This is a genomic window from Dyadobacter pollutisoli (genome assembly GCF_026625565.1).
Classification (GTDB): domain Bacteria; phylum Bacteroidota; class Bacteroidia; order Cytophagales; family Spirosomataceae; genus Dyadobacter; species Dyadobacter pollutisoli.
Genome location: NZ_CP112998.1, coordinates 2,565,775 through 2,588,120, shown reverse-complemented (window position 1 = coordinate 2,588,120; position 22,346 = coordinate 2,565,775). Strand labels below are relative to the sequence as shown.

At 44.6% G+C, this 22,346-nt stretch carries 26 protein-coding genes; 8 read left to right on the top strand and 18 right to left on the bottom strand.

The window, feature by feature from the left end; genetic code table 11:
- Nucleotides 1-3: 3 nt before the first annotated feature.
- Nucleotides 4-1,224 carry an MFS transporter gene (locus tag ON006_RS10650; protein WP_244819763.1) on the top strand — a complete coding sequence of 407 codons (1,221 nt, stop codon included), beginning with the start codon at nt 4-6 and terminating at the stop codon, nt 1,222-1,224.
- Nucleotides 1,225-1,229: 5 nt separating this feature from the next.
- Here ON006_RS10650 and ON006_RS10645 read toward each other — a convergent pair whose 3' ends face one another.
- On the bottom strand, nt 1,230-1,580 hold the full coding sequence (locus ON006_RS10645; protein ID WP_255772859.1) for a helix-turn-helix domain-containing protein: 351 nt from the start codon (nt 1,578-1,580) through the stop codon (nt 1,230-1,232).
- 114 nt (nt 1,581-1,694) lie between these two features.
- Here ON006_RS10645 and ON006_RS10640 point away from each other — a divergent pair, with 114 nt between their 5' ends.
- Together ON006_RS10640 and ON006_RS10635 are read left to right on the top strand one after the other, a co-directional pair.
- Nucleotides 1,695-1,973 carry a hypothetical protein gene (locus ON006_RS10640; RefSeq protein ID WP_244819761.1) on the top strand — a complete coding sequence of 93 codons (279 nt, stop codon included), beginning with the start codon at nt 1,695-1,697 and terminating at the stop codon, nt 1,971-1,973.
- A 19-nt stretch (nt 1,974-1,992) separates the two neighbouring features.
- Complete coding sequence (locus ON006_RS10635) at nt 1,993-2,115, top strand: hypothetical protein (RefSeq protein WP_255772858.1); 123 nt, start codon at nt 1,993-1,995, stop codon at nt 2,113-2,115.
- A gap of 6 nt (nt 2,116-2,121) precedes the next feature.
- On the opposite strand, the gene ON006_RS10630 is transcribed toward ON006_RS10635, so the two are convergent.
- The 4 genes from ON006_RS10630 to ON006_RS10615 all read right to left on the bottom strand — a co-directional run bounded on the left by ON006_RS10630 (nt 2,122) and on the right by ON006_RS10615 (nt 6,766).
- A complete protein-coding gene (locus ON006_RS10630; protein WP_244819760.1) occupies nt 2,122-2,481 on the bottom strand; it encodes a cupin domain-containing protein in 360 nt (119 codons plus the stop codon).
- Nucleotides 2,482-2,587: 106 nt separating this feature from the next.
- The gene (locus ON006_RS10625; protein WP_244819759.1) at nt 2,588-3,130 is read right to left on the bottom strand and encodes a pyridoxamine 5'-phosphate oxidase family protein; all 543 of its coding nucleotides are present in this window, start codon (nt 3,128-3,130) and stop codon (nt 2,588-2,590) included.
- 45 nt (nt 3,131-3,175) lie between these two features.
- Entirely contained in the window at nt 3,176-5,188 is a 2,013-nt protein-coding gene (locus tag ON006_RS10620) for a heavy metal translocating P-type ATPase (RefSeq protein WP_244819758.1), read from the bottom strand.
- Nucleotides 5,189-5,314: 126 nt separating this feature from the next.
- Nucleotides 5,315-6,766, bottom strand: coding sequence for an aminotransferase-like domain-containing protein (locus ON006_RS10615; RefSeq protein WP_244819757.1), 1,452 nt, complete (start codon nt 6,764-6,766; stop codon nt 5,315-5,317).
- A 116-nt stretch (nt 6,767-6,882) separates the two neighbouring features.
- Between ON006_RS10615 and ON006_RS10610 the strand changes: the two genes are divergently transcribed.
- Genes ON006_RS10610 through ON006_RS10595 form a run of 4 tightly spaced genes read left to right on the top strand, consistent with a single transcriptional unit; the run spans nt 6,883 to nt 11,100 of the window.
- The gene (locus ON006_RS10610) at nt 6,883-7,347 is read left to right on the top strand and encodes a DUF1572 family protein (RefSeq protein ID WP_244819756.1); all 465 of its coding nucleotides are present in this window, start codon (nt 6,883-6,885) and stop codon (nt 7,345-7,347) included.
- Nucleotides 7,348-8,742: a pyridoxal phosphate-dependent decarboxylase family protein gene (locus ON006_RS10605; protein ID WP_244819755.1), complete on the top strand. Its 1,395-nt coding sequence runs from the start codon at nt 7,348-7,350 to the stop codon at nt 8,740-8,742.
- 49 nt (nt 8,743-8,791) lie between these two features.
- The gene (locus ON006_RS10600) at nt 8,792-9,295 is read left to right on the top strand and encodes a hypothetical protein (protein WP_244819754.1); all 504 of its coding nucleotides are present in this window, start codon (nt 8,792-8,794) and stop codon (nt 9,293-9,295) included.
- Entirely contained in the window at nt 9,292-11,100 is a 1,809-nt protein-coding gene (locus ON006_RS10595) for a M64 family metallopeptidase (protein ID WP_244819753.1), read from the top strand. The genes ON006_RS10600 and ON006_RS10595 overlap by 4 nt, the downstream gene beginning before the upstream one ends.
- Before the next feature lie 50 nt (nt 11,101-11,150).
- Here the strand turns inward: ON006_RS10595 and ON006_RS10590 are convergent, their stop codons facing one another.
- From ON006_RS10590 to ON006_RS10530, 13 genes are all read right to left on the bottom strand, one after another.
- Entirely contained in the window at nt 11,151-11,453 is a 303-nt protein-coding gene (locus ON006_RS10590) for a hypothetical protein (protein ID WP_244819752.1), read from the bottom strand.
- Between the two features lie 4 nt (nt 11,454-11,457).
- Entirely contained in the window at nt 11,458-12,222 is a 765-nt protein-coding gene (locus ON006_RS10585; RefSeq protein WP_244819751.1) for a ParA family protein, read from the bottom strand.
- Between the two features lie 332 nt (nt 12,223-12,554).
- On the bottom strand, nt 12,555-13,817 hold the full coding sequence (locus ON006_RS10580) for an MFS transporter (protein ID WP_244819750.1): 1,263 nt from the start codon (nt 13,815-13,817) through the stop codon (nt 12,555-12,557).
- A gap of 17 nt (nt 13,818-13,834) precedes the next feature.
- Nucleotides 13,835-14,074, bottom strand: a complete 240-nt coding sequence (locus ON006_RS10575) for a hypothetical protein (protein ID WP_244819749.1) — start codon at nt 14,072-14,074, stop codon at nt 13,835-13,837.
- A 43-nt stretch (nt 14,075-14,117) separates the two neighbouring features.
- Complete coding sequence (locus ON006_RS10570; protein ID WP_244819748.1) at nt 14,118-14,705, bottom strand: TetR/AcrR family transcriptional regulator; 588 nt, start codon at nt 14,703-14,705, stop codon at nt 14,118-14,120.
- 174 nt (nt 14,706-14,879) lie between these two features.
- A complete protein-coding gene (locus ON006_RS10565; protein ID WP_244819747.1) occupies nt 14,880-16,364 on the bottom strand; it encodes an Eco57I restriction-modification methylase domain-containing protein in 1,485 nt (494 codons plus the stop codon).
- A 5-nt stretch (nt 16,365-16,369) separates the two neighbouring features.
- A complete protein-coding gene (locus ON006_RS10560; protein ID WP_244819746.1) occupies nt 16,370-16,819 on the bottom strand; it encodes a PIN domain-containing protein in 450 nt (149 codons plus the stop codon).
- Nucleotides 16,816-17,091 (bottom strand): DUF6364 family protein, encoded by a 276-nt coding sequence (locus ON006_RS10555; RefSeq protein ID WP_244819745.1) that lies wholly within the window; start codon nt 17,089-17,091, stop codon nt 16,816-16,818. The genes ON006_RS10560 and ON006_RS10555 overlap by 4 nt, the downstream gene beginning before the upstream one ends.
- Nucleotides 17,092-17,142: 51 nt before the next feature.
- Nucleotides 17,143-17,817 carry a hypothetical protein gene (locus tag ON006_RS10550; protein ID WP_244819744.1) on the bottom strand — a complete coding sequence of 225 codons (675 nt, stop codon included), beginning with the start codon at nt 17,815-17,817 and terminating at the stop codon, nt 17,143-17,145.
- Nucleotides 17,799-18,299: a hypothetical protein gene (locus ON006_RS10545; protein WP_244819743.1), complete on the bottom strand. Its 501-nt coding sequence runs from the start codon at nt 18,297-18,299 to the stop codon at nt 17,799-17,801. Before ON006_RS10545 ends, ON006_RS10550 begins: the two co-directional genes overlap by 19 nt.
- Before the next feature lie 96 nt (nt 18,300-18,395).
- Entirely contained in the window at nt 18,396-19,418 is a 1,023-nt protein-coding gene (locus tag ON006_RS10540; protein ID WP_244819742.1) for a Ppx/GppA phosphatase family protein, read from the bottom strand.
- Between the two features lie 62 nt (nt 19,419-19,480).
- Nucleotides 19,481-20,494, bottom strand: a complete 1,014-nt coding sequence (locus tag ON006_RS10535) for a hypothetical protein (RefSeq protein ID WP_244819741.1) — start codon at nt 20,492-20,494, stop codon at nt 19,481-19,483.
- 18 nt (nt 20,495-20,512) lie between these two features.
- The gene (locus tag ON006_RS10530) at nt 20,513-21,190 is read right to left on the bottom strand and encodes a hypothetical protein (RefSeq protein ID WP_244819740.1); all 678 of its coding nucleotides are present in this window, start codon (nt 21,188-21,190) and stop codon (nt 20,513-20,515) included.
- A 192-nt stretch (nt 21,191-21,382) separates the two neighbouring features.
- On the opposite strand from ON006_RS10530, the gene ON006_RS10525 reads away from it, so the two are divergent.
- Entirely contained in the window at nt 21,383-22,303 is a 921-nt protein-coding gene (locus ON006_RS10525) for a sugar phosphate isomerase/epimerase family protein (RefSeq protein ID WP_244819739.1), read from the top strand.
- Nucleotides 22,304-22,346 lie beyond the last annotated feature (43 nt).

Sequence of the window (22,346 nt, the reverse complement as noted above, 5' to 3'; positions counted from 1 at the left end):
ACAATGGTTCGAAAAATAATTGATAGTTACAAGGTTTCATTTAGTGGACTGAGCAGGGAAACCTGGCTTTTGAGCATTGTCATTCTCATCAATCGTTGCGGGTATATGGCGGTGCCTTTTATGAGTATGTATATTACTCAAAACCTACATCGTAGCATTGCCGACGCGGGTCTGATCATCACATTATTCGGTGTAGGTTCGGTGTTGGGTGCTATGGCAGGCGGCTACCTGACGGACAAATGGGGTTTTCGCCCAGTACAAATGTTGAGCCTGGTACTAAGCGGGGTATTCTTTGTTCTTTTTAGCCTGGTGTCCAATTTTACAGTACTTTGTTTCCTGATCATTGTGCTAAGCTTTTTCGTGGAAGCCTTCAAGCCGGCCAATATTACGGCCATTGCGGCATATTCAAAACGTGAAAACCTGACGCGTTCCTACGCGCTCAACAGGCTGGCTATGAACATTGGATTTGGTTTTGGGACGTCGGTAGGAGGGATTCTGGCCGCTATTAACTACCATTTATTGTTTTGGGTGGACGGTGTCGTTTACGTTTTGGCTGGACTTTTGATACTTGTGATGTTGCCAAAACGGAAAGTTAACCGCGAAATCATTGAAGTTACACAGGAGCATACCGGCACGCAATCTCCATGGCGCGACGCATTTTTCGTCCGGTTTTTATTGATGGTATCCATGTATATGATTTGTTTCTCGCTGCTTTTCAGGCTGGTACCTGTTTATTGGAAAGAACAAATGCATATTGGCGAATCTACGATCGGGATTTTGCTGGGAATGAACGGGATCGTGATCGCACTATTCGAAATGGTGCTGATCCAAAATCTCCGTGACCGCAGACCAGACTTTTTCTATATTATAGCGGGCACCGTCTTCAGTGGTTTTGCATTCATAATGTTGCTGATACCCGCGGCGGCACCCATTTTGCTGGCCGGTGCTGCGGTACTGTTGTTTACCACTGGCGAAATGCTCGCGCTGCCCTATATCAGCACGTTTGTAATGAGCCGTTCTTCGGAAGAAAACAGGGGCAAATATTCAGCTGCTTATTCAGTTTCGCAGTCTGGCGCGCAGATTTTCGGACCGGCCGCTGGTGGGCTTATCGCGGCCGAGTGGGGCTATAATACACTCTGGATACTGCTGGTGATCCTCAGTTTTGCCTGTGCCATTGGTTTCAAGGCACTATTCCAAAACAAAGTACATTTGGGAAGAACCTAGCAGTTTTACTCTTCCGGCTTTTTTGTTTTTTCAACTTCCAGCTTTTCCAGCAGCTCTTTGTTTTTCTCTGCTTCGTGTTCGAGCGCTTTTTTCTGAAGCTCGATCAAGTCGTCTTTTTTGACCATCACATAATTCTCCCTTGGTTCCTGAAACTGAGGCGCTTCTCCCATCAGGTATGCAACAGTGGTGTTCAGAAACGCAGCTAGTCTTTTGAGTTCAGTGAGGCTGGGCTCATTTTTGTCATTTTCCCAATTTGATATCGTTGCCCGTCCGGCCTTGTCCATATGCAGTGCTACACGCTCCTGACTGAATCTCATTAGTTCCCGGCACTGTTTTAACCGCTCTCCCGTAGTCATTAATTTTGTATTAAGTATAAAAATACTTGACATTGATTATATAAAAATGTACTTTTGTATATATCAGTTATCGTAATACGCAAATTACAAAATTTACACACACAAACTAAATCTATGGAAGAGCTGCACGCCAGAGTGTCCGAATATGGGGGTTTGTCCATTAAGGAACGTCTTTTAATACGCTTTATCAAATCAAGAAACATTGTTGGAAAAAACTGGCGGGGCGTTCTAGCGTCCCGTGATCCATTCTTCAACACCAAGCTTGGTGGAGATTATCTGACTTCCGTCGCGCAGGCCGTTTCGGACAGCAGCCGGGGAAATGTGGACCGCATCGAGCGGGTTACCATTGCATTGGAGAAAGCAGCAGGGATTCCATTCACACCCATCGTATAGGATGGGTTATTTTACAACAATGGCACTGTTCCTGACAGGTGACGGGGCTGTGCGCTTTATTGAAACATTCGGAAACGTGTTGTTACTACTCCTGGTGCTGGCTGCGATCTGCGGTGTGATCAAGTTTATGCACCAGGAGTAACACAGGCTAGTATTTTAGTTCGGTTGTGATGAATTCCAGGACGTTGGTGCCGGTATTCTGCAGGTCATGAATGGAGCTGCCGTTTTCAATGATATTTTGGAAAGAGGTCTGTCCTTTTTTGAATGTGAAACTTACCTGGCTACCATCCTCCTGGTTGGAAACACCCTGGCCGTCCTGTAAAACTGTCCAGAAATAGTCGTAGTTATGACGGTGATAGTGAATTCTTTCGCCGGGCTGAAGACATATGTGCCAAACTTTTACTTTGTCGTTTTCAAATAGTAAAACATCGCCGACATTCTGGTTTTCGTTGTTCTCAACCAACTCTTCATGGAGTTGTTCCGAGGATAATAATGCGGTTCTGGACATCGTATCGTGGTTTTAGTGATTTCCTAATTTTGAAATTAATAAAGAAAAACCCGACGGATAGTTACTGTTTGAACACATTTTTATCTACCGCCTTCAACTGGACAAATCAGTTGAATATTCCGGTTTCAAACCCGTCAAAGCTTTTCGTATTCTTTTGCTGCCAGTATTCTGTTATTCCTTCTACCCCTTTCTTTTTCGCCCACGTATTCAATTCTTCCCGTTCCCGGTTGTAATCCATAAAAGGAACAGCCATACCACATGATGTTTGAACAATATTTACTTGTATGTCAATAAGTTGTCTGGCTCCTTCCAGATTTGGGAAAAGCGAAATGTATTCATCCCATTCAGCGTCTCTCTGATGATATGTTTTGGCCGTACCGTAAAGCCTTAGAATCAAAGGCTTACCTTCAAATGCGCAAAACATGACAGTAATGCGGTCGCTTTCAAGTAAATGTGTCGCAGTTTCATTGCCGCTTCCCGTTAAATTGAGCCACATTACTCTGTTCGGACCCAATATGCGGAAGGAATCCATTCCTTTGGGAGACAGGTTAACCGTACCTTCTCTCATAGCAGTGGCTACAAAAAATATTTTCTGAGCCTCTATGAAAGTTTGTAACTCTTGCGTGATCAATTCCAGTTTTTTGCCCATTTGCTTGATGATTAATGCTTAATATGTTCAAATTAGACGGCAGTACTAAATTTGTTTGCCCTGGATTCTATATGCATTCAAAATGGCAAGCAAAGCAACACCAACATCCGCGAAAACAGCTTCCCAAAGTGTCGCTACTCCACCAGCTCCCAGCAACATCACCAGTACTTTTACACCCATAGCGAGGGAAATGTTCTGATATACAACCGCTTTGGTAATTTTGCCGACTTTAATGGCAGATACAATTTTGAATGGCTGGTCATTTTGAATGACAATATCGGCGGTCTCAATCGTAGCGTCTGAACCTAGCGCACCCATCGCGATACCCACGTCGGCCAGCGCAATGACAGGGGCGTCGTTCACGCCGTCGCCGGCGAAAGCAACCATTTTACCTTCGTCTTTTAACTTTTGAACGATATTCACCTTTTCCTCAGGTAACAGATTTCCAAAACTCTGGTCTATCTGCAACTGGCGGGCCACATGGGAAACCACGGCTTCCTTATCGCCGGATAGCATGACCGTCTGAATGCCCAATTTTTTTAACTCTGCTACCGTTTGAGCAGCATCGGTTTTTATCTCGTCAGCAATGACCACATATCCTGCGTATGTTCCGTTAAGTGCCAGTGCTACAATGGTTTCCTTTACCTCCGTCACTTCCTGAGGATAGGATACATTGAATTTATCAAGGAGTTTGAGGTTTCCTGCGAGCAATGTATTTTCAGCCACTTTTCCTTTCAGGCCGTGTCCGGATATTTCTTCAACATCAATTGGTTTTTCCAGTGTTAATTCCTTTGCATATTCAACAACTGCTTTGGCAACCGGATGGGTGGAGTAGCTTTCGAGAGATGCGATTTGAGTCAAAAAATGATTCTTATCAAGTTCTGTTTCAACTTTTTGAACTTTGAAAACCCCTTTTGTCAATGTGCCGGTCTTATCAGACACTACTACATTTACCTTCGTGATCACGTCCAGAAAATTAGCGCCTTTAATCAGAATACCATTTCGCGAAGCCAGGCCGATTCCTCCAAAGTAACCCAATGGAATCGAAATCGTGAGTGCACAGGGGCAGGCGATCACCAGGAACACCATTCCACGGTAAAGCCATTCATTGAAATTGTAATCAGCGACAAAAAAGTACGGGACGAGGATAATCAGGACAGCCAGGAGAAAAACAATAGGTGTGTAAATCTTGGCCAATCTGCTGATCAGTAGCTGGGTAGGGGCTTTTCGGGCGGTGGCCTCCTGTACCATTTCGAGAATCCGGGAAAGTTTGGAGTCTTTGAATAATGCTTTAACATCGATCTCAACAGTTTTCTCTGTATTGATCATTCCGGCGAGGACCGGTTCATTTTGCATTTTTACATCCGGTCGTGATTCGCCCGTCAAAGCTGCAGTGTTGAATGTGCCCGCAGAAGATGCCAGTACGCCGTCGAGAGCAACTTTTTCACCTGCTTTCACCAGAATTCGTTCGCCTATAAGCACTTCGCCGGGCGCGACTTGTAAGTTCTGGCCATCACGGATAACAGTGACTGATTCCGGGCGGATATCCAGTAATGCCTTAATGGAACGCTTGGAGCGGCTCACCGCCAGGTCCTGAAAAAGCTCGCCGATCTCGTAAAATATCATTACCGCAACTCCCTCGCTGAACTCCCCAATAAAGAACGCGCCGAAAGTTGCTATCGTCATTAATGTAAATTCATTGAAAAAATCGCCCCGGCGTGCTCTGCGAAATGCGATCGCAATGGTTTTGTTCCCTGCCAGCAGATACGCACTGACCATCAGAACAATTTCCAGGGTACGGTCCACCTCTATTTTGAATACAAATGTGGTGATCAGAAAAATGGCCAGGATAGAAAGGCTCAGCCAAAGCATCCAGCGACTTTTCAGGATACTTGTGTCAGCATTTCCTTCGTGGCTATGGTCGTGATCGCCGTGGTCGTGATCATGATCGTGCTGATGATTGTGTTGGGGAGCTACTTTGGTGCGAACCTTAGGTTCAGAGGAGCAACAATCGTCGTCATGTTTGTGTGTAATATCTTTTTTTTCGTCGAGTTTCATGTAAGGAGAATCAAATGGTAATGGAATCATTCAACGCTACTGGTCTCTAAATCAGGCAGGTTGAAAATAGTATCACAAAGATACTTCCAAACAGCGTGCAACAGGGTTTCAAGTGCTGAAAATCAACTACTTGCAATATTGTTGCAGCGAAATTAGTTCTCCCAATCGCCGTAAACCAGCGTCGATAGCATTGTCAAATGGTTTGCCAAAACTGATCCGAATGTAATTGGTAAACCGGGCATCGGTACTGAAAATCTGTCCGGGAGCAATGCTGATATCTTCTTTAATAGCACTCTCAAACAGGTCAAAGGCATTGATACCCGCATTGAGCTCGATCCACAAAACATAGCCGCCCTGAGGACGTGCGACTTTAATGTCCGCTGGAAAATATTCTGAAATCGCCTGCATGTAACGCAGGCATTGCGTGTGCAGGGCCTTACGCAACTTGCGCATATGGAGGTCGTAACGGCCGGTTTCAAAGAAAAGCGCGATAGCGGCCTGGGTCGGTGTGGCGGCGGAAACCGTTTGTGTGAGCTTGTTGCTCAATACATTATCCATAAACTTGCCAGGAATGCACCAGCCCACACGGTACCCGGGCGCCAGTGACTTGGAAACAGAGGAACATAGCATCACCAGGCCATTTTTATCAAAACTTTTACAAGTCTTTGGTCTTGTTTTACCAAAATACATTTCACCATAAATATCGTCTTCGATCAAGGGGATCTGCCGTGATGCCAGCATTTCTACCAGGTACTTTTTGCGATGTTCGGGCATGAGCGCGCCCACGGGATTTGAAAAGTTGGGGACAAATAAACACGCCTTGACGGGCTCAGTTTCTAATGCTTTTTCAAGATATTCAATGTCTGCGCCGTTATCCGGGTGGCAGGGGATTTCCAGGACCTTTAAACCCAGCATCTTTAATAGATTGAAAATTCCAAAATACACTGGGCTTTCAATGGCCACCGTGTCTCCGGGCTGCGTTACCGCTTTGAGACAAAATACCAGTGCCTCCATACAACCCTGCGTCGTGACGATCTGGTCTTCGGTAATGTTGCCATTCCAGTTAAAAGTCTGCCGTGCAATTTGCTTGCGGAGTTCACTATTCCCTTGAATTTCTTCGTACTGTGTGCAGCTGGACGAACTTTTTCGCAGCGCCTCCATCATTGCTTTGTTCAGTTTGGCTTCTGGGATCAGTTCTATTGAGGGCGCCGAAACGGAGAAACGGAGCATTCCTTCTTTGGTAAGTGTTTTGTAAACCGTCCTGATCATATCATCGACATTAGTTTTCTGAATGACCGGCGCGGCAGTAGGAGTATCGGGACTTTTCGGATATCGGGACTTTGGAAAACGCACAAAATACCCGGATTTTGGCCTGGCTTCCACTATTCCTTTATTTTCAAGCTCCACGTACGCTTTGTAGGCAGTACTCAGGCTGATGCCTTGTTCCCTGCTAAGCGCCCTGAGCGACATCAGTTTATCGCCAGCTTTCAATGTCTTGTTTTCGATCTGCAGTTCGAGGCGTTCCGCAATTCTGGAATATAGAAAATCCTCTTCCGCAACCAATGTGTCCCTGATCATAATTATATTTAGCAAATCTGTTCTGCTCTAAAATAACAAAACTGAATCTGTTTTATTAAATTTAGAAGCAAGAATTTTGTGCAAGAATTAATATTAATGTTTAACGACTATTAGCCATGAATAAAGAGACCTTCCTTACATTGTTTGTCAGAGATCTTAAAAGGTTGCGGGTTGAGATTGAACAGTATCCTTCCGAGGAATCACTTTGGGTACCGTTGCCAGGAACCATCAATTCCGGCGGAAACTTATGTCAGCATTTGATCGGGAATCTCAGGACCTACGTGGGTCTCACATTGGGAGGCGTTGCGTATGTGAGAAATCGTGACGCAGAGTTCGCTGACAAGGTTTTTTCCAAAAGCGGCTTATTGGAACAGATTGATTTGCTACTTGAAATCATTCCTCAGGCTTTGGAAAAATTGGATGACACAGCAATGCATGCTGAATATCCCAGAGGTGTTTTGGACATGTTTACCGAACAAAGCGTAAATCTTATTCTGCAACATTTGCTTGCGCATTTTTCATACCACTTGGGTCAAATCAACTACCACAGACGATGGGTATCGACCGTTTTTAATCAATAAATGGAAACAGTACTAAAAAATGATATCGCCAATTTCGACGAGATATTGGGCGAGGTGAAAAATACAGGGATCGATTTTCTGAATAACCTGAATGAATGGCCTACGTATGCATTTGACCAGGAAATGCAAAAGGGTACATTGTCGGATAATGGCTTGGGTACAGCCGGTAGTCTCGCTTTTTTTAAAGATCATTACGAAAAACTAATGGTAGCAGGCGCCGGGCCGCGGTACTGGGGATTTGTGACAGGAGGGGCAACACCGGCCGGAATTGCAGGGGATTGGCTAACAGCAGTTTACGATCAAAATACGCAGACGGTCGAAGGAGCTGGCGACATTTCCGCAGCCATTGAAAAAGAGACGATCAGGTTGCTGTGTGAATTGGTTTATCTGCCGCAGGATTTCAATGGAGGTTTTGTGACGGGTGCCACGATGTCGAATTTTACAGGTCTCGCCGTGGGCAGGCAATGGGCAGGGCAGAAAATCGGCAGGGATATTTCCAGGGATGGAATGACGAACGACATTGTGGTTTTGGGAGCCACGCCTCATTCTTCCGTCATCAAGTCATTGTCTATGCTTGGTTTTGGTAGTAATAATTTGGTAAAAATCAAGACATTGCCGGGTAGGGAAGCTATTGATATACAACACCTTGAAGATAAACTGATCAGTTTCGAGGGGAAATCTGTAATCGTCAATTGCAGTGCGGGAACAGTGAATACCGTTGACTTTGACGACATTCAGGCAATTGTGGCTTTGAAAAAGAAATACGGTTTCTGGCTGCATATTGACGCTGCTTTCGGAGGATTCGCGGCTGCGTCACCGCGCCATCATCATTTGCTCAATGGATGGGAGCAGGCGGATAGTATCGCGATCGACTGCCACAAATGGTTGAATGTACCTTATGATAGTGCTGTGATTTTGGTACGAAAAGAACACGATCGTTTGCAGATCAAGACATTCCAAAATACGAATGCCCCGTATCTGGGCGATCCGTCGGACAATTTTTCCTATCTCAATTTCCTTCCCGAAAACTCACGCCGGTTCCGCGCATTACCCGCGTGGTTCAGCCTGACCGCGTACGGAAGAAAAGGATTTCAATCGATCGTTGAAAATAGCATTGCAATGGCCAATGAATTAGCCGATCAGATCTCAGAAAGTACATTTCTTGAATTAACTGCGCCGGTAAGGCTCAATGTGGTTTGTTTTAGATTGAAAACTGAGCAAAGCAAAAACGCCGAGTTTTTGAACCGATTGAACAAACGTGGAAAAGTTTTCATGACGCCCACGACGCTGGCGGGCAACGTGTGCATTCGGGCGGCTTTTGTCAATTACCGAACGTCAAAAGAAGACATTGAAATCGCCATGCAGGAAATGGAGGAAACCTACCGCTCACTGTGATTTTGATTGGCAAAAATGTAATTTTACAAAAAGCCAGATTCTTCATCACATGCCAAGGACATTCTACAATTTGCTGCTCTTGCTCATTGGTTTACATTTAATGCATTGCAAATCCGGCCAGTCCGTGTTGAATGTTTCCGACATTTCCGGTTATGATAAAAATGGCAAGGATCATATCATTTTTTTGAATTTCAAGATCAGGGACCAGGGTAGGGGGAGAAACGAAAAAGTGACGCTGGTGAATGCTACTTCGGGGAATGGCCGCTTCAAGGGCCTCATGGCTCCCGTTCACTATCCCTACCAAATCCATGTAGTGCCCCGCTACAATAATACCAGTCAGTTAGGAACGGAGCTTATTTTTGAGCACCCGCTTTTCAGGTCGGTGGAAGTAGCAAGCCAGAATGGTACCATGAGCCAAAGTTCTTTGACAGCTTCTGAGGGAATTTTGTCCATGCGAATGCAGGAGGACAGAGCAATGGAAAGCATTGAACTATACAGCATTACGCCCGATCGTGGCAAAGTAAAAATTTACACTCTCCATTTGAAACAATGAAAACAACATTTACCACACTATTTCTTCTTTTGATAAGCTACGTCGGTTTTTGCCAAACGTATCCGGTAGATACCTTGTACAAAACCGGCCCGCTCAGCAACCGCATCAACGTTGTGATACTTGGAGACGGGTTCACGAAAGAGGAACTGCCAAAATTTACAGCAGAGGCCAGAAAGTTCGCGGACTTTTTTCTGTCTTATGAGCCATACAACCGGTACAAGGATTATTTCAATTTCTTTTCGATCCCTACACCTTCCAAGGAAAGCGGTGTGACTAATCCGGGAACAGCGCCGGATGCGTATACGGATCAGCCGGTGGGTAAAAAGAATACATTTTACAGCGGTACCTTTGGTTCATCCATTCACCGGCTGGTGACCATCAACTATGCAGTTGCGCTTAACGTTCTGGCCTCCAATCTACCGGAATATGATTTGACAGTTGTTTTGATCAATACCACATTTTACGGCGGTTCGGGCGGGTCGGTAGCAGTACACACTTTGAACGAGCAAGCCAATTTGATCGGCGTCCATGAAATTGGGCACACTTTTTCACAATTGAATGATGAGTACTGGGCTGGTTCGGGTTATGGCTGGGAGGCGCCTAATATGACAATGGATGGTAACCCGGCTACGATCAAATGGAAAAACTGGCTTAATTCGAACGGGATCGGGATTTATAAACATCAGGGAGACGGAGATGCCGCGAGCTGGCACAAGCCTACGCAGGGTACATGCCTGATGGAATTTCTTAATCAGCAATTTTGTGCAGTTTGCAGGGAGGCCACTACCGAGAAGATATTGTCACTGGTTATGCCGGTTGAAAAACTCGAACCCGACGCTGAGGGAACGATTATGCTTGACGGCCCCAAAACTTTTAAATTACATTTGATCAACCCGGTTCCCAATACCGTGCAGGTTGATTGGGTACTCGACGGTAAAGCTGTCACGGGAGGCTCGGGAGAAATAACGCTTTCTCCTGACGATATTAATGGATTTGGCGTCCTGTCTGCTACTGTGTTTGATTCTACCAGTATGAGCAGGAAGAGCAATATTCGGGATGTGAGGTCTTGGAAATTTGAATGGAACCTGCAATCCAACTCGCCGCAAGTTTTCAAGATCCGCGCGTCGGCTGACAGCATTTGTTTGGGAAGGGAAGCCACATTGACCGCCTCGGGATGCCCCGGCACAATTAGCTGGGCGACGGGAGAAATTGGAAAATCCATTACAATCAAACCTAACGCGACTACATCTTACGAAGCTTCCTGCAAAGTGGACGGTCAGGCGACTTCAAAAATCAGCAAAACGATAACCGTTCTTCCGCTTCCCACAGCCACAGCTTCAAACACCGGCCCCTACTTTGAAGGAGCAACCATTACATTGACGGCAAGTGGCGGAACGGAATATGCATGGTCCGGTCCGCGTGGTTTTACGGCCAATACACAATCGGCTTCTATTCCCCAGGCGTTTAAAGGTAGTTCCGGAATTTATGAAGTGAATGTGACGGATGTCAATGGCTGCATGGCGAAAGCGATGACGGAGGTAAAAGTAGATCCTATCCTGGCAGTGGGTAATCGCCAGGAGGAATGGGTACAGGTTTCTCCCAACCCCGCGAAAGATTATGTGAAGGTGACAACCAAACTTCCCGGCGAGTCGCAGATCGTGATTTTCAATCAAGCCGGGAAGAAACTGGCGAGCAGAATTTTCACAAGACAAACAGAACTGAAATTGAATGCAGGCAGCGGATTGTTCATTTACAAATTTAGTAATGGAAGCAAGCAAATGTCCGGCAAGCTGATCGTGGAATAAAAGCAGAAAATCGGGCCATAAAAAAAGTCCCCGTTGAGGAGACTTTTTTGTTATTCGCTTATTGACTTGGGCTTTCTGCCCACTTTGGTCCGGTTGCGGATCTTGTCCGGTCTGGGACGAATTTCTTTGTCCTGAAAATACAGCTTTAAGGATTCCAAAATAATGTCTTTTTGTGTGAGACCTTCCCAGTAGCCATAGTCTTTCATGTTCTCCATCAAAATGTAATCACAATCAAAAGTTACTTTGGTAGGAGCTCCTTCCGCAATCTCACCCGGTTTGTTGGTGTCAAGCTCTTCCTGTATGTCGGAAACCAAGGGGAGAGGTGCAAAATCAAATTTCCTTTCCTTTGCCATAGTGTCAGTTATTAATTCGTTCTAAAATCTCTTTCGTTAACTTGTAATAATCCTCGGCGCCGTTGCTGTGAGGGGCATAGTCAAATATTGTTGTTCCGTTCGCCTGCGCTTCTGAAAGTGCTATGTTATCGCGAATGTACGATTCCATAAATACATCACCAAGCTGATCTCTGGTGGCACTGATCAGTTCGTGGCTGATCTTCTTTCTGATCTTAGGATTATAGCGTGTGGCGAATACCCCGCCCAGGTTTGTGCTCGGGCTGATCTTCTTGATTTCGGCGGAGTAAACTAAAAAGTTGCGTAAACCTTCATAGCTCAAAAACTCAGCCTGCAATGGTACATAATATTGATGACATGAAACCAGTGCCAATCTTGTATTTCCGTACAGTGCCGGCGGGCAGTCGATAATCACAAAATCGTAACGGTCTTTTACTTTTTCCAATGCAATTTTCAAATTGAAAGGAAAAACCGGTGCCGATTTTATGGTATCCTCCCGGTGAATCATTTCAGCCGATCCGGGTAAAACATCAACGTCTCCAACTTTCTTAACGATCTCATCAAACTCATATTCTCCGGTGATGAACGACCCGCTGTCTTTCTTAAGACCCGCATGGTTAATGCCGAAACTTTTGGTAAGACTGGCCTGTGCATCCAGATCAATAACCAATACTCTTGCATTGGCAAATTTGCTGAGACCGGCAGCAATGCTCTGGGCAGAAGTAGTCTTTCCTACACCACCTTTGTTGTTGACAATACTGATGATTTTCATTTAAAAGTATTATATGTATAAAAAGTTAATAGTTTATTTCAAGTTTGATATGTAAATAAACGTAAAATATTTTTATACCTAATCCAGATAAATAAAAAGTCTCAAAAGTTTTTTTCTTTGTAAATGTATTAATCTTTTTAAAAGAACAATAAGTATAGAAAGGAAAATTTTTGAGTGTTTTATTAATGATTTGGTTGTCAGTTAATTACTGAAATAATTTCTTTATCACCCATAAACTTTGTCACCCTGAGCGCAGTCGAAGGGTGACAAAGAGGAGGTACTTGTTTGACAAATGGGGCGCCACTAAATGATAAACCGATGCTCAAAAAATATCAAACAACCGGATCGGGTGCTGTTGTTGGTGTGGTCATGGCAACTTTTGCTGTAACATATTTGTGAATACGGAACATGAGTAGCGCCGTAATGACGACCGCGAGCACCACCACATTGCCGAGTGTCGGGTAGTTTTCGATGAAGCCTGTGCTGCTTTCTGACACAATAAATCCTGCGATGAGCGAGGCAATACCACCGGCAATTTGCTGGACCGATGAGTTGACACCCATGAAAGCGCCCCGGTCCTGAGGCTCCGGAACGGCGGTCATCAATGCCGAAGCTGAGATCATCCGACCTGTGATACCGATGAACAAAAGCACGTTCAAACCGATAATGATCCAAAGCGGGGTGACGCTTAGGTTACAATAAATGAGGGTCATAATACAGGTGACCGCGGACCCCGCCAGGAACACTTTGTACTTGCCGATTTTGTCGCTGAGCTTTCCGATGAATGGACTAAAGACCAGCATGCAGATTCCGGTTATCATATACAACGTGGGCAGTTCTGCTTCTTTAATGCCAAGGTTGTTGACGCCATATGCAGTACCAAAAGGCATCAGCATAAACCCGCCGGTCGCCAGTAATGTAGTCGCAGCGAACGCCTGAAGGTACTCGGGACGTGCTACGGTTTTACCAAGATGCTGGAATGCATTGCCTTTCGCCTGGATTTTTAAATGGGCATTAATCGGTTTCATATAGGCGACAATGAGCAAGCCAACGATAATACTCAGCCCGACGATCATCAGAAATGGCGCGTGCCAGCTGAATGCTTTGGCAAGATATAAGCCGATTGGAATACCCAAAACCTGACTGCTCGCGAAGGCCATTTGGACAAAACCCATGACGCGGCCGCGGACATTAATGGCGAACAAATCAGTAATGATCGCAAAACTGATAGAACTGATTACCCCTCCGAAAAGGCCCGTAAAGATTCTCGCCATCAACAAAAAGTGGTAGTTGGGAGCAATCCCGCAGAAGAAAGTACCGATCACAAAACCGGTATAAAAGAATAGCAAAAGCTTTTTCCGGTCAAATTTGTCGGCAAATCCTGCGGTGATTAAGCCGGCGGCACCCGCGCTGAATGCATAAGCGGAAACGACGAGCCCAAACTGGCTGGTGCTGATCGAAAGTTTGTCCAGGAGAATGTATCCCAGCGGCGAAATGACCATGAAATCCAGTACGACCGTGAACTGTAATGTGGCCAGGAGCGCAATAATGAACTTTTCGTAGCCGATAAATGTGCTTGTTTTTGTTTCTGACATGTGGATTGTCTTTTGGTTTAGTCTGTTAATTCTTCGCAGGCATAACCCGCTTTTTGCACTAGCTCGATGACCGGGCCACAGTCCGGATGGGTCGCCTCGATGCGTAGTACATTGTCAATATCTGATAAATCAACATTCCATTTGGTGATGCCGGCACAAGCATTCAGCAGGGGAGTCAGGGACCTTACGTCCTTTTTTCTATTGATATTGGTCCGGAAAACCAGTACGAACTCTTCTGTGGTGCAGTTGTTTTTCATAGCCAGCTAGTTGATCAGGAACGTGTTAACGCGATTTTTCCCGTTAGGGTTTCAATGCTTTGAGAACCAGTCCCAGGGTTAAATTAATCTTTTCGTCATCGAAAATGAACGGAGGTCTTCCGGGCATACTCGTTTTAGAAATATGAAACTTTACCAATTGATACAGAGGGGCGAAAGCGATCGACCAGTAAATTTCAACAGGCAAAGGAATAATTTCGTTTCGTTCAATGGCTTTATGCACAAATCTCGACATGGCATCCAAAAACCGCCGGTCAATGGTAGACCTATCGACCAAAGGAGAGTGTTTGACCTGCTCCATAAAAGTCATGCTATACGGATTTTCAAAGCAATAATTCATCCGGTTGAGCCATTGAACCTTTAATCCTTCATCAAAATGCGACTCAGGATCGAAATTATGCAGGGTCGCGCTCGCCATCTTCTGACTTTCTTCCGTGTAAAGCTGCTGGATCAGGTCCTCTCTGTCCTTGAAATATATGTAAATCGTCGCCACAGAAACCCCCGCAGACTTAGCCAGCTTATGCATGCTCAGTCCATCGAACCCGTGATTTACAATCATTTCAATTGCTTTTTCACGGATCAGCGCTTCCTTATTTACGTCCCTGGTTCTCAATATTCATGATTTTATTCAAATACAAATATAAATGAACGTTCGTTTATTTATGACTAAAATTCTTTGATTTCCAGCTATTTTAATGACCTTTTACGAAAATCAATATTGGACAATTTGTCTTAAATGGTGCTCCATGTGATCCAGGTAGTCGTCGATGTACTCAAAATATCCATTTTAGTCAGGAGTATCGGTTATAATAAAGTTTTCAATCGCCTTTTTGTTGTAGCCCTTGTATCCTCCCTGAAAATCGCGTCCGGCTACGGCGATGAAATCAGCCATTCTTTTGGAGTTTAACTGGGCCAATAACGCCTGATAATCACCATCATACTTAATGAAATATCCTGAATAAACCGTTACGTCGGGGTTTTCGTAAAGAATAAAATTGGGCGCCAGGTTCATCGGCGAAAAAATGATCTTTTTGCCAAATGAGCTGTCCAGCCCCTGAGCACGCCCGAATGCATACCAGGCCACCGCATTCGGCTTCCCATTATCACGACGATCGAGCGCTGGTTTTACTTTAAGAAGATAGGAATAAGTTTTGGGAAATTTTTCCTGCAATGTTTTTTCGTCGATAATGCGCTGTTTACCAGCTATATCCTGAAAATAGGGGAACAAAATATATTCAGTAACCGGGTCGCTGACGGTTTTAAGCTTGGAGCCTTTAATGATGGGTTTTAAGAGCTCTTTTTCGAGGTATACGGCGATTCCGTCTTTACTGACAGCTTCGACGACACCATCTTTCTCGTCGCCCACAGTGAAGATAAAAAGGCCGTCGGCAAGGGTAGTCAGCCCAACAGATATCTGGCAAATATCGCCCAATCGTTGACCGATTTTGTCCTGCTGTGGAAGCACTGAAAGGTGCCACGGCCGGTTAGTTTCCAGTTCGGAGACGGCTATTTTTCTGCTATTGTATTGGAAATCACTACTTAAACATTGCTGGTAGCAAAATCCGTCAGTGAGAGTTTTTCCAAAAATAGTAATCGCAGAGTAGGTAGCCATTTTCCCGAAAACCGGTATTGCGCCGTAATTGGTAATATGTGACAGGTTATGACTTTGTTCAAAATACGCACGGAGTGGCTTGCCAGTTTCCGATGTAAACCAGGAATTGGGTGTGATAAATCCACAAATTCCGTCTTCTGCCAGCAGCATTGATGCAAGCTGAAAGAATGCGAGATAGGCGTCAGTGGATCCGCTTTGACAGAATGAAAACTGGTTTTGGATGAATTTTCTCTGTTCCTCAGGCAGGTGTTGAATGCGTATGTAGGGGGGATTTCCTACGATAAAATGAAATCGTTTTTTTGTATTTTTTTGTTTTAATGCATCACACCTTTTGACGTTCCAATTGACTGAAATCCCAAGTGGCTTAATCAGGTTATCCAAGTTTTGCCTGCACATTCTAATGGCTTCTTTATCAATATCCCAACCATGAATTTGCTCCAATCGGTTGCATATCTGATCAGTAGGGGTATTTTTGATAATGTACTCAGCAATAGGCACCAGAAACCTACCATCGCCACAAGCGGGATCAAGAATATTTTTATTGGTCAGATCAGAATCGTGAAAGCCTGAATCATTTAGGATTTTATCAACAATGTGAAAAGGAGTATAAACTTGTCCGAGCAGTTTTTTTTTCTCGTAAGTGCGCGTTTGTGAAGCCATTCAATTTAGAAGTCGATACCGGGTTTTTTCTTCAAAACTTTTGTTAGAAACTTGGAAGGTGACATTACCTGCATCTCAGTTTTATTTGAAAATCCGAAATCTTTGGTATTCGTAGTTAACAGGAAATCGCATCCTTCTTTAACAGCAGTATGATGCTGAAATGAATCTTCCACATTTTTGAAATCAGATTCCAGCCCGTTTAGGAGGCAATCTTTATCGGTTTGGCAGACGTGTAAAAATTGGAGGTAAAGGATGAGCCTCTTCTTCAGCTCTTCGTTTCTTAATCCATTTTTTTGCAAGACGTATACAAAAGTGTAAAAACTTCCAGGCGAAACGTACATCGGAATCTTATTTTCCAGAGCCCACGAAAGTATAAATTTTGCTTCAAATGGTTCACCAGTAGGTCTTGCCATTGCATGATCAAGCAAGACGTTGGTGTCGAGGAATAGTTTCATAAACCGTATTTATCCTTAACCATCAAGTCCTTGATCTCTTTGTCAGTCATGTAACGAAGAGGGCCGTCTTTGGCGCAACCAAAGAGTTGATCCGCTAGCGAGGGCTTACTTAGGCCTGCTTCCTGTTCGGGTTTGGTGTAGTTTACCAGGTATTCCTCGATTAAATTAGATAACGAAGTGCCTTGACTTGCGACAATTCTTTTCGCTTGCTCAATCGCTGACTTCCTGATACTCAGGGTTAATTTGACTTTTGGCTCCTTTGTAGTTTTCATTTTATACGTGTGTTATTGATTTTGTGAAATAAATATACGTATAAATTCTAGCTATCGCAACGCGCAAATCCGAAAGCCTTTTAGCTTTTTCACGTAGTCAGTCATCACCGGCGGGTCGATATCTCGGAATAATACTTCGTAGGTACTCTCGTTGAAAGTGAAAAAAGTACCGTCGGATCTCAATCTTTTAGTGCCGGATTTATAAAGCTGGCCGGTTTCGCCTTTTTCCAAAGAATGCTTGTCGATGAAACCAAGTAATGAGGCAATGGTTCCTTCGGTTTCGGATTGGTGGAAGGATATGCAAAAGTAATGTGAAGTTTTGGAGTTGGGTTTGTGAAGTTGCGATGACGGAATGTTCAGGACGTAGTCGGATGAGAGTAGCCCCGATTTACGTTTCATGGATTTGATGTCAACAGAAAAAGCCTGGTCTTCCGACCGGGTCCCCGACTGGATCAGAAAATCCTGCCCCCAATCCTGACCATCGACAGCCCCGAACGACCGGGTAGGGCGGGGAAGATGATAGCAGTCTGCAAATACTACTTCGCCCAGACTGCCGGTGAAACGCATCATGCGGGTTTGTGAAAGTTTGTCTTCGTGCCGGTCCCAGATATTGGAGACGTGATGGTGCCGCAACGAGTGCTCGACCAGTTGGCGGGCAAAAATCTTCTGCTCATCGCTCACAGAGATTTGGATGTACGAGGCGTTGGTCAGAAGAGTTTGCTCCATGCAAATCTAATCGCTATCAAAGTGAGTACAAACCCGATTAAAATGACACTAAATGGAACGTAAGTGAATGCTACTAAGTGGATTCTGTCGAAGAACCACATCACTCCGATCAACGCGGCAATCAAGGTAAGAAATCCGGAAATTTTGCCAAAACCAGGAATTACGGTGAATGGAATCTTACTTTTGATCAACATTAATGTGATGGCCATGGAAATGACTGGTAAAAATTGCAAAACGATGTCCGCCTGCCAGATACTCTGACGTTCGAAGAGGAAGAGGTAAATGTTGAGGGTTACCGCAAAAACCCCAGGAATGCAGACGGCGTAAACCAGGATGGCATAAATGTAACTCCAAAACTTAACATCACGACTTCCATTGGCTACCTGTCCAACCACCCAGGCTATGACGGGTAATGCAAGAAAATAAATCGTAATAGGCCATGGATTTTCTGATATAGATTGAAAGAGTTGGGACAGAGTCATCTTGTAAACTGAATAAGTTGTCGTTACTACAAAGAAAACGGAAAGCATAATTTTACAAATGTAAATTATACTTTCCGCTAAAATGAATGAGTCAGTTTACAATCCTAACAAGAATCCAATCGTAAAGTTGGCATCCCAATCAAAGACAAATTGTTTGCAACCAGTAGCGTCGGTTACTGCTTTATAAATGTTAACCCCCGCTTTTGATTTGGCATTAGTCATTTTAGAATAGGCTAGTGGCGCGCTTAATGTAGTGTAGCGTTCCTTGCCTTTACGAACCTCCTTGGCCATTTCGAAAGGTACGCCGCCAATGATAAAGCAGGTACCTCTCAGGTCTGCGGGAATCTGTTTTGCTTTGGCGCTCACTTCCTGGTACACTTTGGAGTCATCTGTGCCGTCCTGGAAATACTTTGCACCATAAGACTCTAATGCCGAAACCTTACCGTCTTTGATCCAGGAGATCTTGGTATTACCTGAGCCAATGTCCACCACAAACGCTTTACCGGCATATTCGGCAGGCAGAACAGATTTCAAGGCCAGCTGTCCTTCCTGCTCAGGAGTCACCTGATTGACAACGTATCCAAGCGATTTCAGCACTCTTGTGATCTTTTGCGTTACTTCGGCTTTTGCAGCTCCTGAGCTTACTACAAAATGAATATCCTTGCTTCCTACGCCGTAATCAAGCATACTGCCAATGTACTTTTTTAACCCAATGCGCACATCTTCATCGGTAGCCATGTTTTCAGTCACAAGGCTGTTTCCGAATTCTGATTTTTCGAGGTTCCAGCGTTTTTGTGCATCTACTTTGATGATAAACGAGTTGAATCCACTGGCCCCCAATTCCACTACACCACGGAGTTTGCCGTCAACGGGAGCAGGAGGAGTGTAGGTAAAGGAAGTTGATTCTGTGCTGGTCGCTTCCGGGTTTTCAGAGCTGCTGCTTTCCGTTGAAGATGCTTCTGTTGTGTCTGTTGTTGCTTCTGTTTGCGGGCTCTGCGCCTGGTCCTGGGCCATTTGATCCAGCGCTTTTTTGCCTCCGAGATATTTATACCCCAGGAAAATGGCTCCTAGAATGATGGCAGTAATGATCAATCTGCCTGCTACTGTCAGTCTTTTCATTAGTATAGATTTGTAAATTATTAGTTTAATTTATTAATGTATTCTTGATTTAATTAATTAAATCAATCTAGTAGGCCTTTGTAACTCGAATCTTTCGGAGCTTCTATCGGGCGACTGGAAGTTTGTGGTGATTCAAGCTGTATCAATTTGAACTGACCTGCATTATATGCTTCGAGCATCGCCTGACCTTTATCGGACAAGAGTCCGTTTTGTACGTCAACGCCATTGATGAAGTCCAGTGAAAGATCCATGGCCCGCTTCATTTCGCCTAGCTTTTGGCTCATGTCGTCCTGAATGTACTCCATTGATTCGTCGAAATAGAACTTCTTGTCAGGGTTGCCTTTGAAAATGCTGATCGCGGTACGGAGCGCGTTTGAGCTTTCCTTAACAATTCTGTACTCAGCTTCTTTCAGTTTAACCTTAATTTCAGTCTCTTTAATAATGTAATCAGCGCTTTTATTCACTTTTTCCATGAATTCCAGCACTGTTTTCATGTTGCGCTGTAAAGGGAAAAGTTTCTCGTTCATTTCTTGCAGGCCTGCTCCTTCAATGGTCGCAAGAGACGCTGTTTCCTTCATTCCAGGTCGATCGAGCATCGTACTTGCCTTATTAGCTTCTGCGAACTTCTGCTTGATCTGCTCGTTATTTTCGTTGATATTCTTGTTTAGTTTTACCAGCTGACCGGCCAATGTATTAATCTGGCCTTGCATTTTCTCCCTTTTTTCTTTCAGATCATCAATGTAAATTTTCATGATCGCGATAGGGTCCAGTTTAATGATCAGTCCCGTAATGTTGCGCATTAAGGTTTTGAACAAGAAGAAAACCGCGGTACGTACATCTTTGCTGGTAAACAGGAAGATCGCCAGCGCCAAAATGGCCATTAAAAAGCCGAGGTACAACGTATTTTGGGTGACTTCAATGAGGAACGCAGCGATTTTGTTCCAGAAATAAAGCGCAGCAGCTCCCGCCGCACCAAGGAAAAGCAAAGATGTAACGCCCTCAGGCTTACTCCAATAAGATCGCTTGGAGCCATCTTCCTGTGAGCCGCCTATTTGAGTGAAATCTGGTGTTGCCATTGTTTGTCGAATGTTAGGTTATTTAAGGTATTGGTTAATTTTATCCAGATCTGATTTGATCTGGTCTACGAAGCTTCCATAGGTTAGCTCGAAACTATCCTTGTTGGCAGTGATCTTCGCACTTTGCTCGGTGATTTCGCCGGAAATCTGGCCCAAACGGTTCTTATTGTCATCCATTTTCTTTTGAAGGTCAGCGATTTGCTGCGTGAAAGCCGCATTGGAGTCTTCCAGCTTCTTGTGCTCGTCCTGCAATGCGCCGACGCGGTCTTTGATCGCTTTTTCGACATCTTTCAAAAAAGAAGCCCTGTCTTTGTCCAGAATGCCCAGGTACTGATCGGCAGAAGTCCGCAGAATGCTGGTATCCTTGATCCCGCCCATGGCTTTAAAACTTGCCCAGGCAGCTTGAAACTGCTTTTCTTCCCCCAGTCCAAGGCTTTCCATGCTTTGGAGCGCCTGCTTGTATTCAAAATAGTCAGGGCCGGGGAGGTTGGCTTTTTCGAGCAGGTTGACAAAATGCTCCACAAACTTTCGGTCTACATTCGCCGTTCCGGCGACATTAGGAACGGTAGGGGCTGCAGCAGGTTTCGAAGGCCCCGGGGTTGAATTTGTAACTGTTTCCTGCTTGACGGGTTCATCACTTTCATTGATAAAAAAGCTGAGTATTTTTCTTCCAATACCCGGTTCAGAATCTGCCATAAGTGTCTAACGTGTTTAAATTCATTGATTTTGTTAGGTCAATATTAATGAATTTAAAAGGATTTCATACCGTATGATATTTACCAATGGTATCCTGAATTGATGAAGCCTCTGAAAATTTGGATGGAATTTTGGCCAATTCTTGAAAGCCGCCCGTTTTTTGTGGAAGTTTACCGGAAAAACTAGATCCTTATGCTTAAACTAGGTTTTAATAGTGCCATACTCGCTGATTTCGGCCTTGAACATGTCATTCAATTTGCGGGTAATCATGGTTTTTCGTGCGTAGAAATGATGTGCTGGCCTGCGGACAATGCCGACAGCCGCAGATATGCAGGCGTGACACACATTGATGTCAATGATCTTTCTGACCAAAGAATAAGTTATATCCGCCACTTGCTAAAAGAGGCCAATATTTTCATTTCGGCGCTGGGTTACTACCCGAATCCGCTCGATCCGGACCTTGGCCGTTCGGAGTATTACATTGAACACATTAAACAGGTGATCCGTGGAGCAGCAAAGCTTGACATCCCGGTGGTGACTACATTCATCGGACGTGACCCATCCAAAAGTATTAAGGATAATCTGGCCCGTTTTGCCGACGTCTGGCCTGCTATTGTGAAAGTGGCGGAAGAGCATAATGTCAAAATCGGGATCGAAAACTGTCCGATGTTCTTTACAGACGATGAATGGCCTGGCGGTAAGAACCTGGCAATCAGCCCTGCGGTGTGGGATAAGATGTTCGAAATTATTCCCAGCCCGATCTTTGGCCTGAACTATGATCCATCACATATGATATGGCAAATGATGGACGAACTGAAACCTATTTACGATTATAAGGACCGCCTGCACCACGTGCATTTAAAAGATGCCAAAGTGTATAAAGATAAACTGGATAGGGTAGGCATCCTGGCCAATCCGCTGGAATACCATTCTCCTAAGTTACCAGGATTGGGAGATGTAAACTGGCGCGGCTTCTTTGCGGCGCTCACGGACGTTCGCTATCGCGGGCCTGTCGTGATTGAGGTGGAAGATAAAGCTTACGAAGGAAATGTGACGGACGTACAAAGCGCGATCCTGACAAGCCGCAATTATTTGAAACAGTTTTTGGGGTAATCCCGCCGATTTTGGTGCGCTAGTAATTTCTGGTGTAGATCAG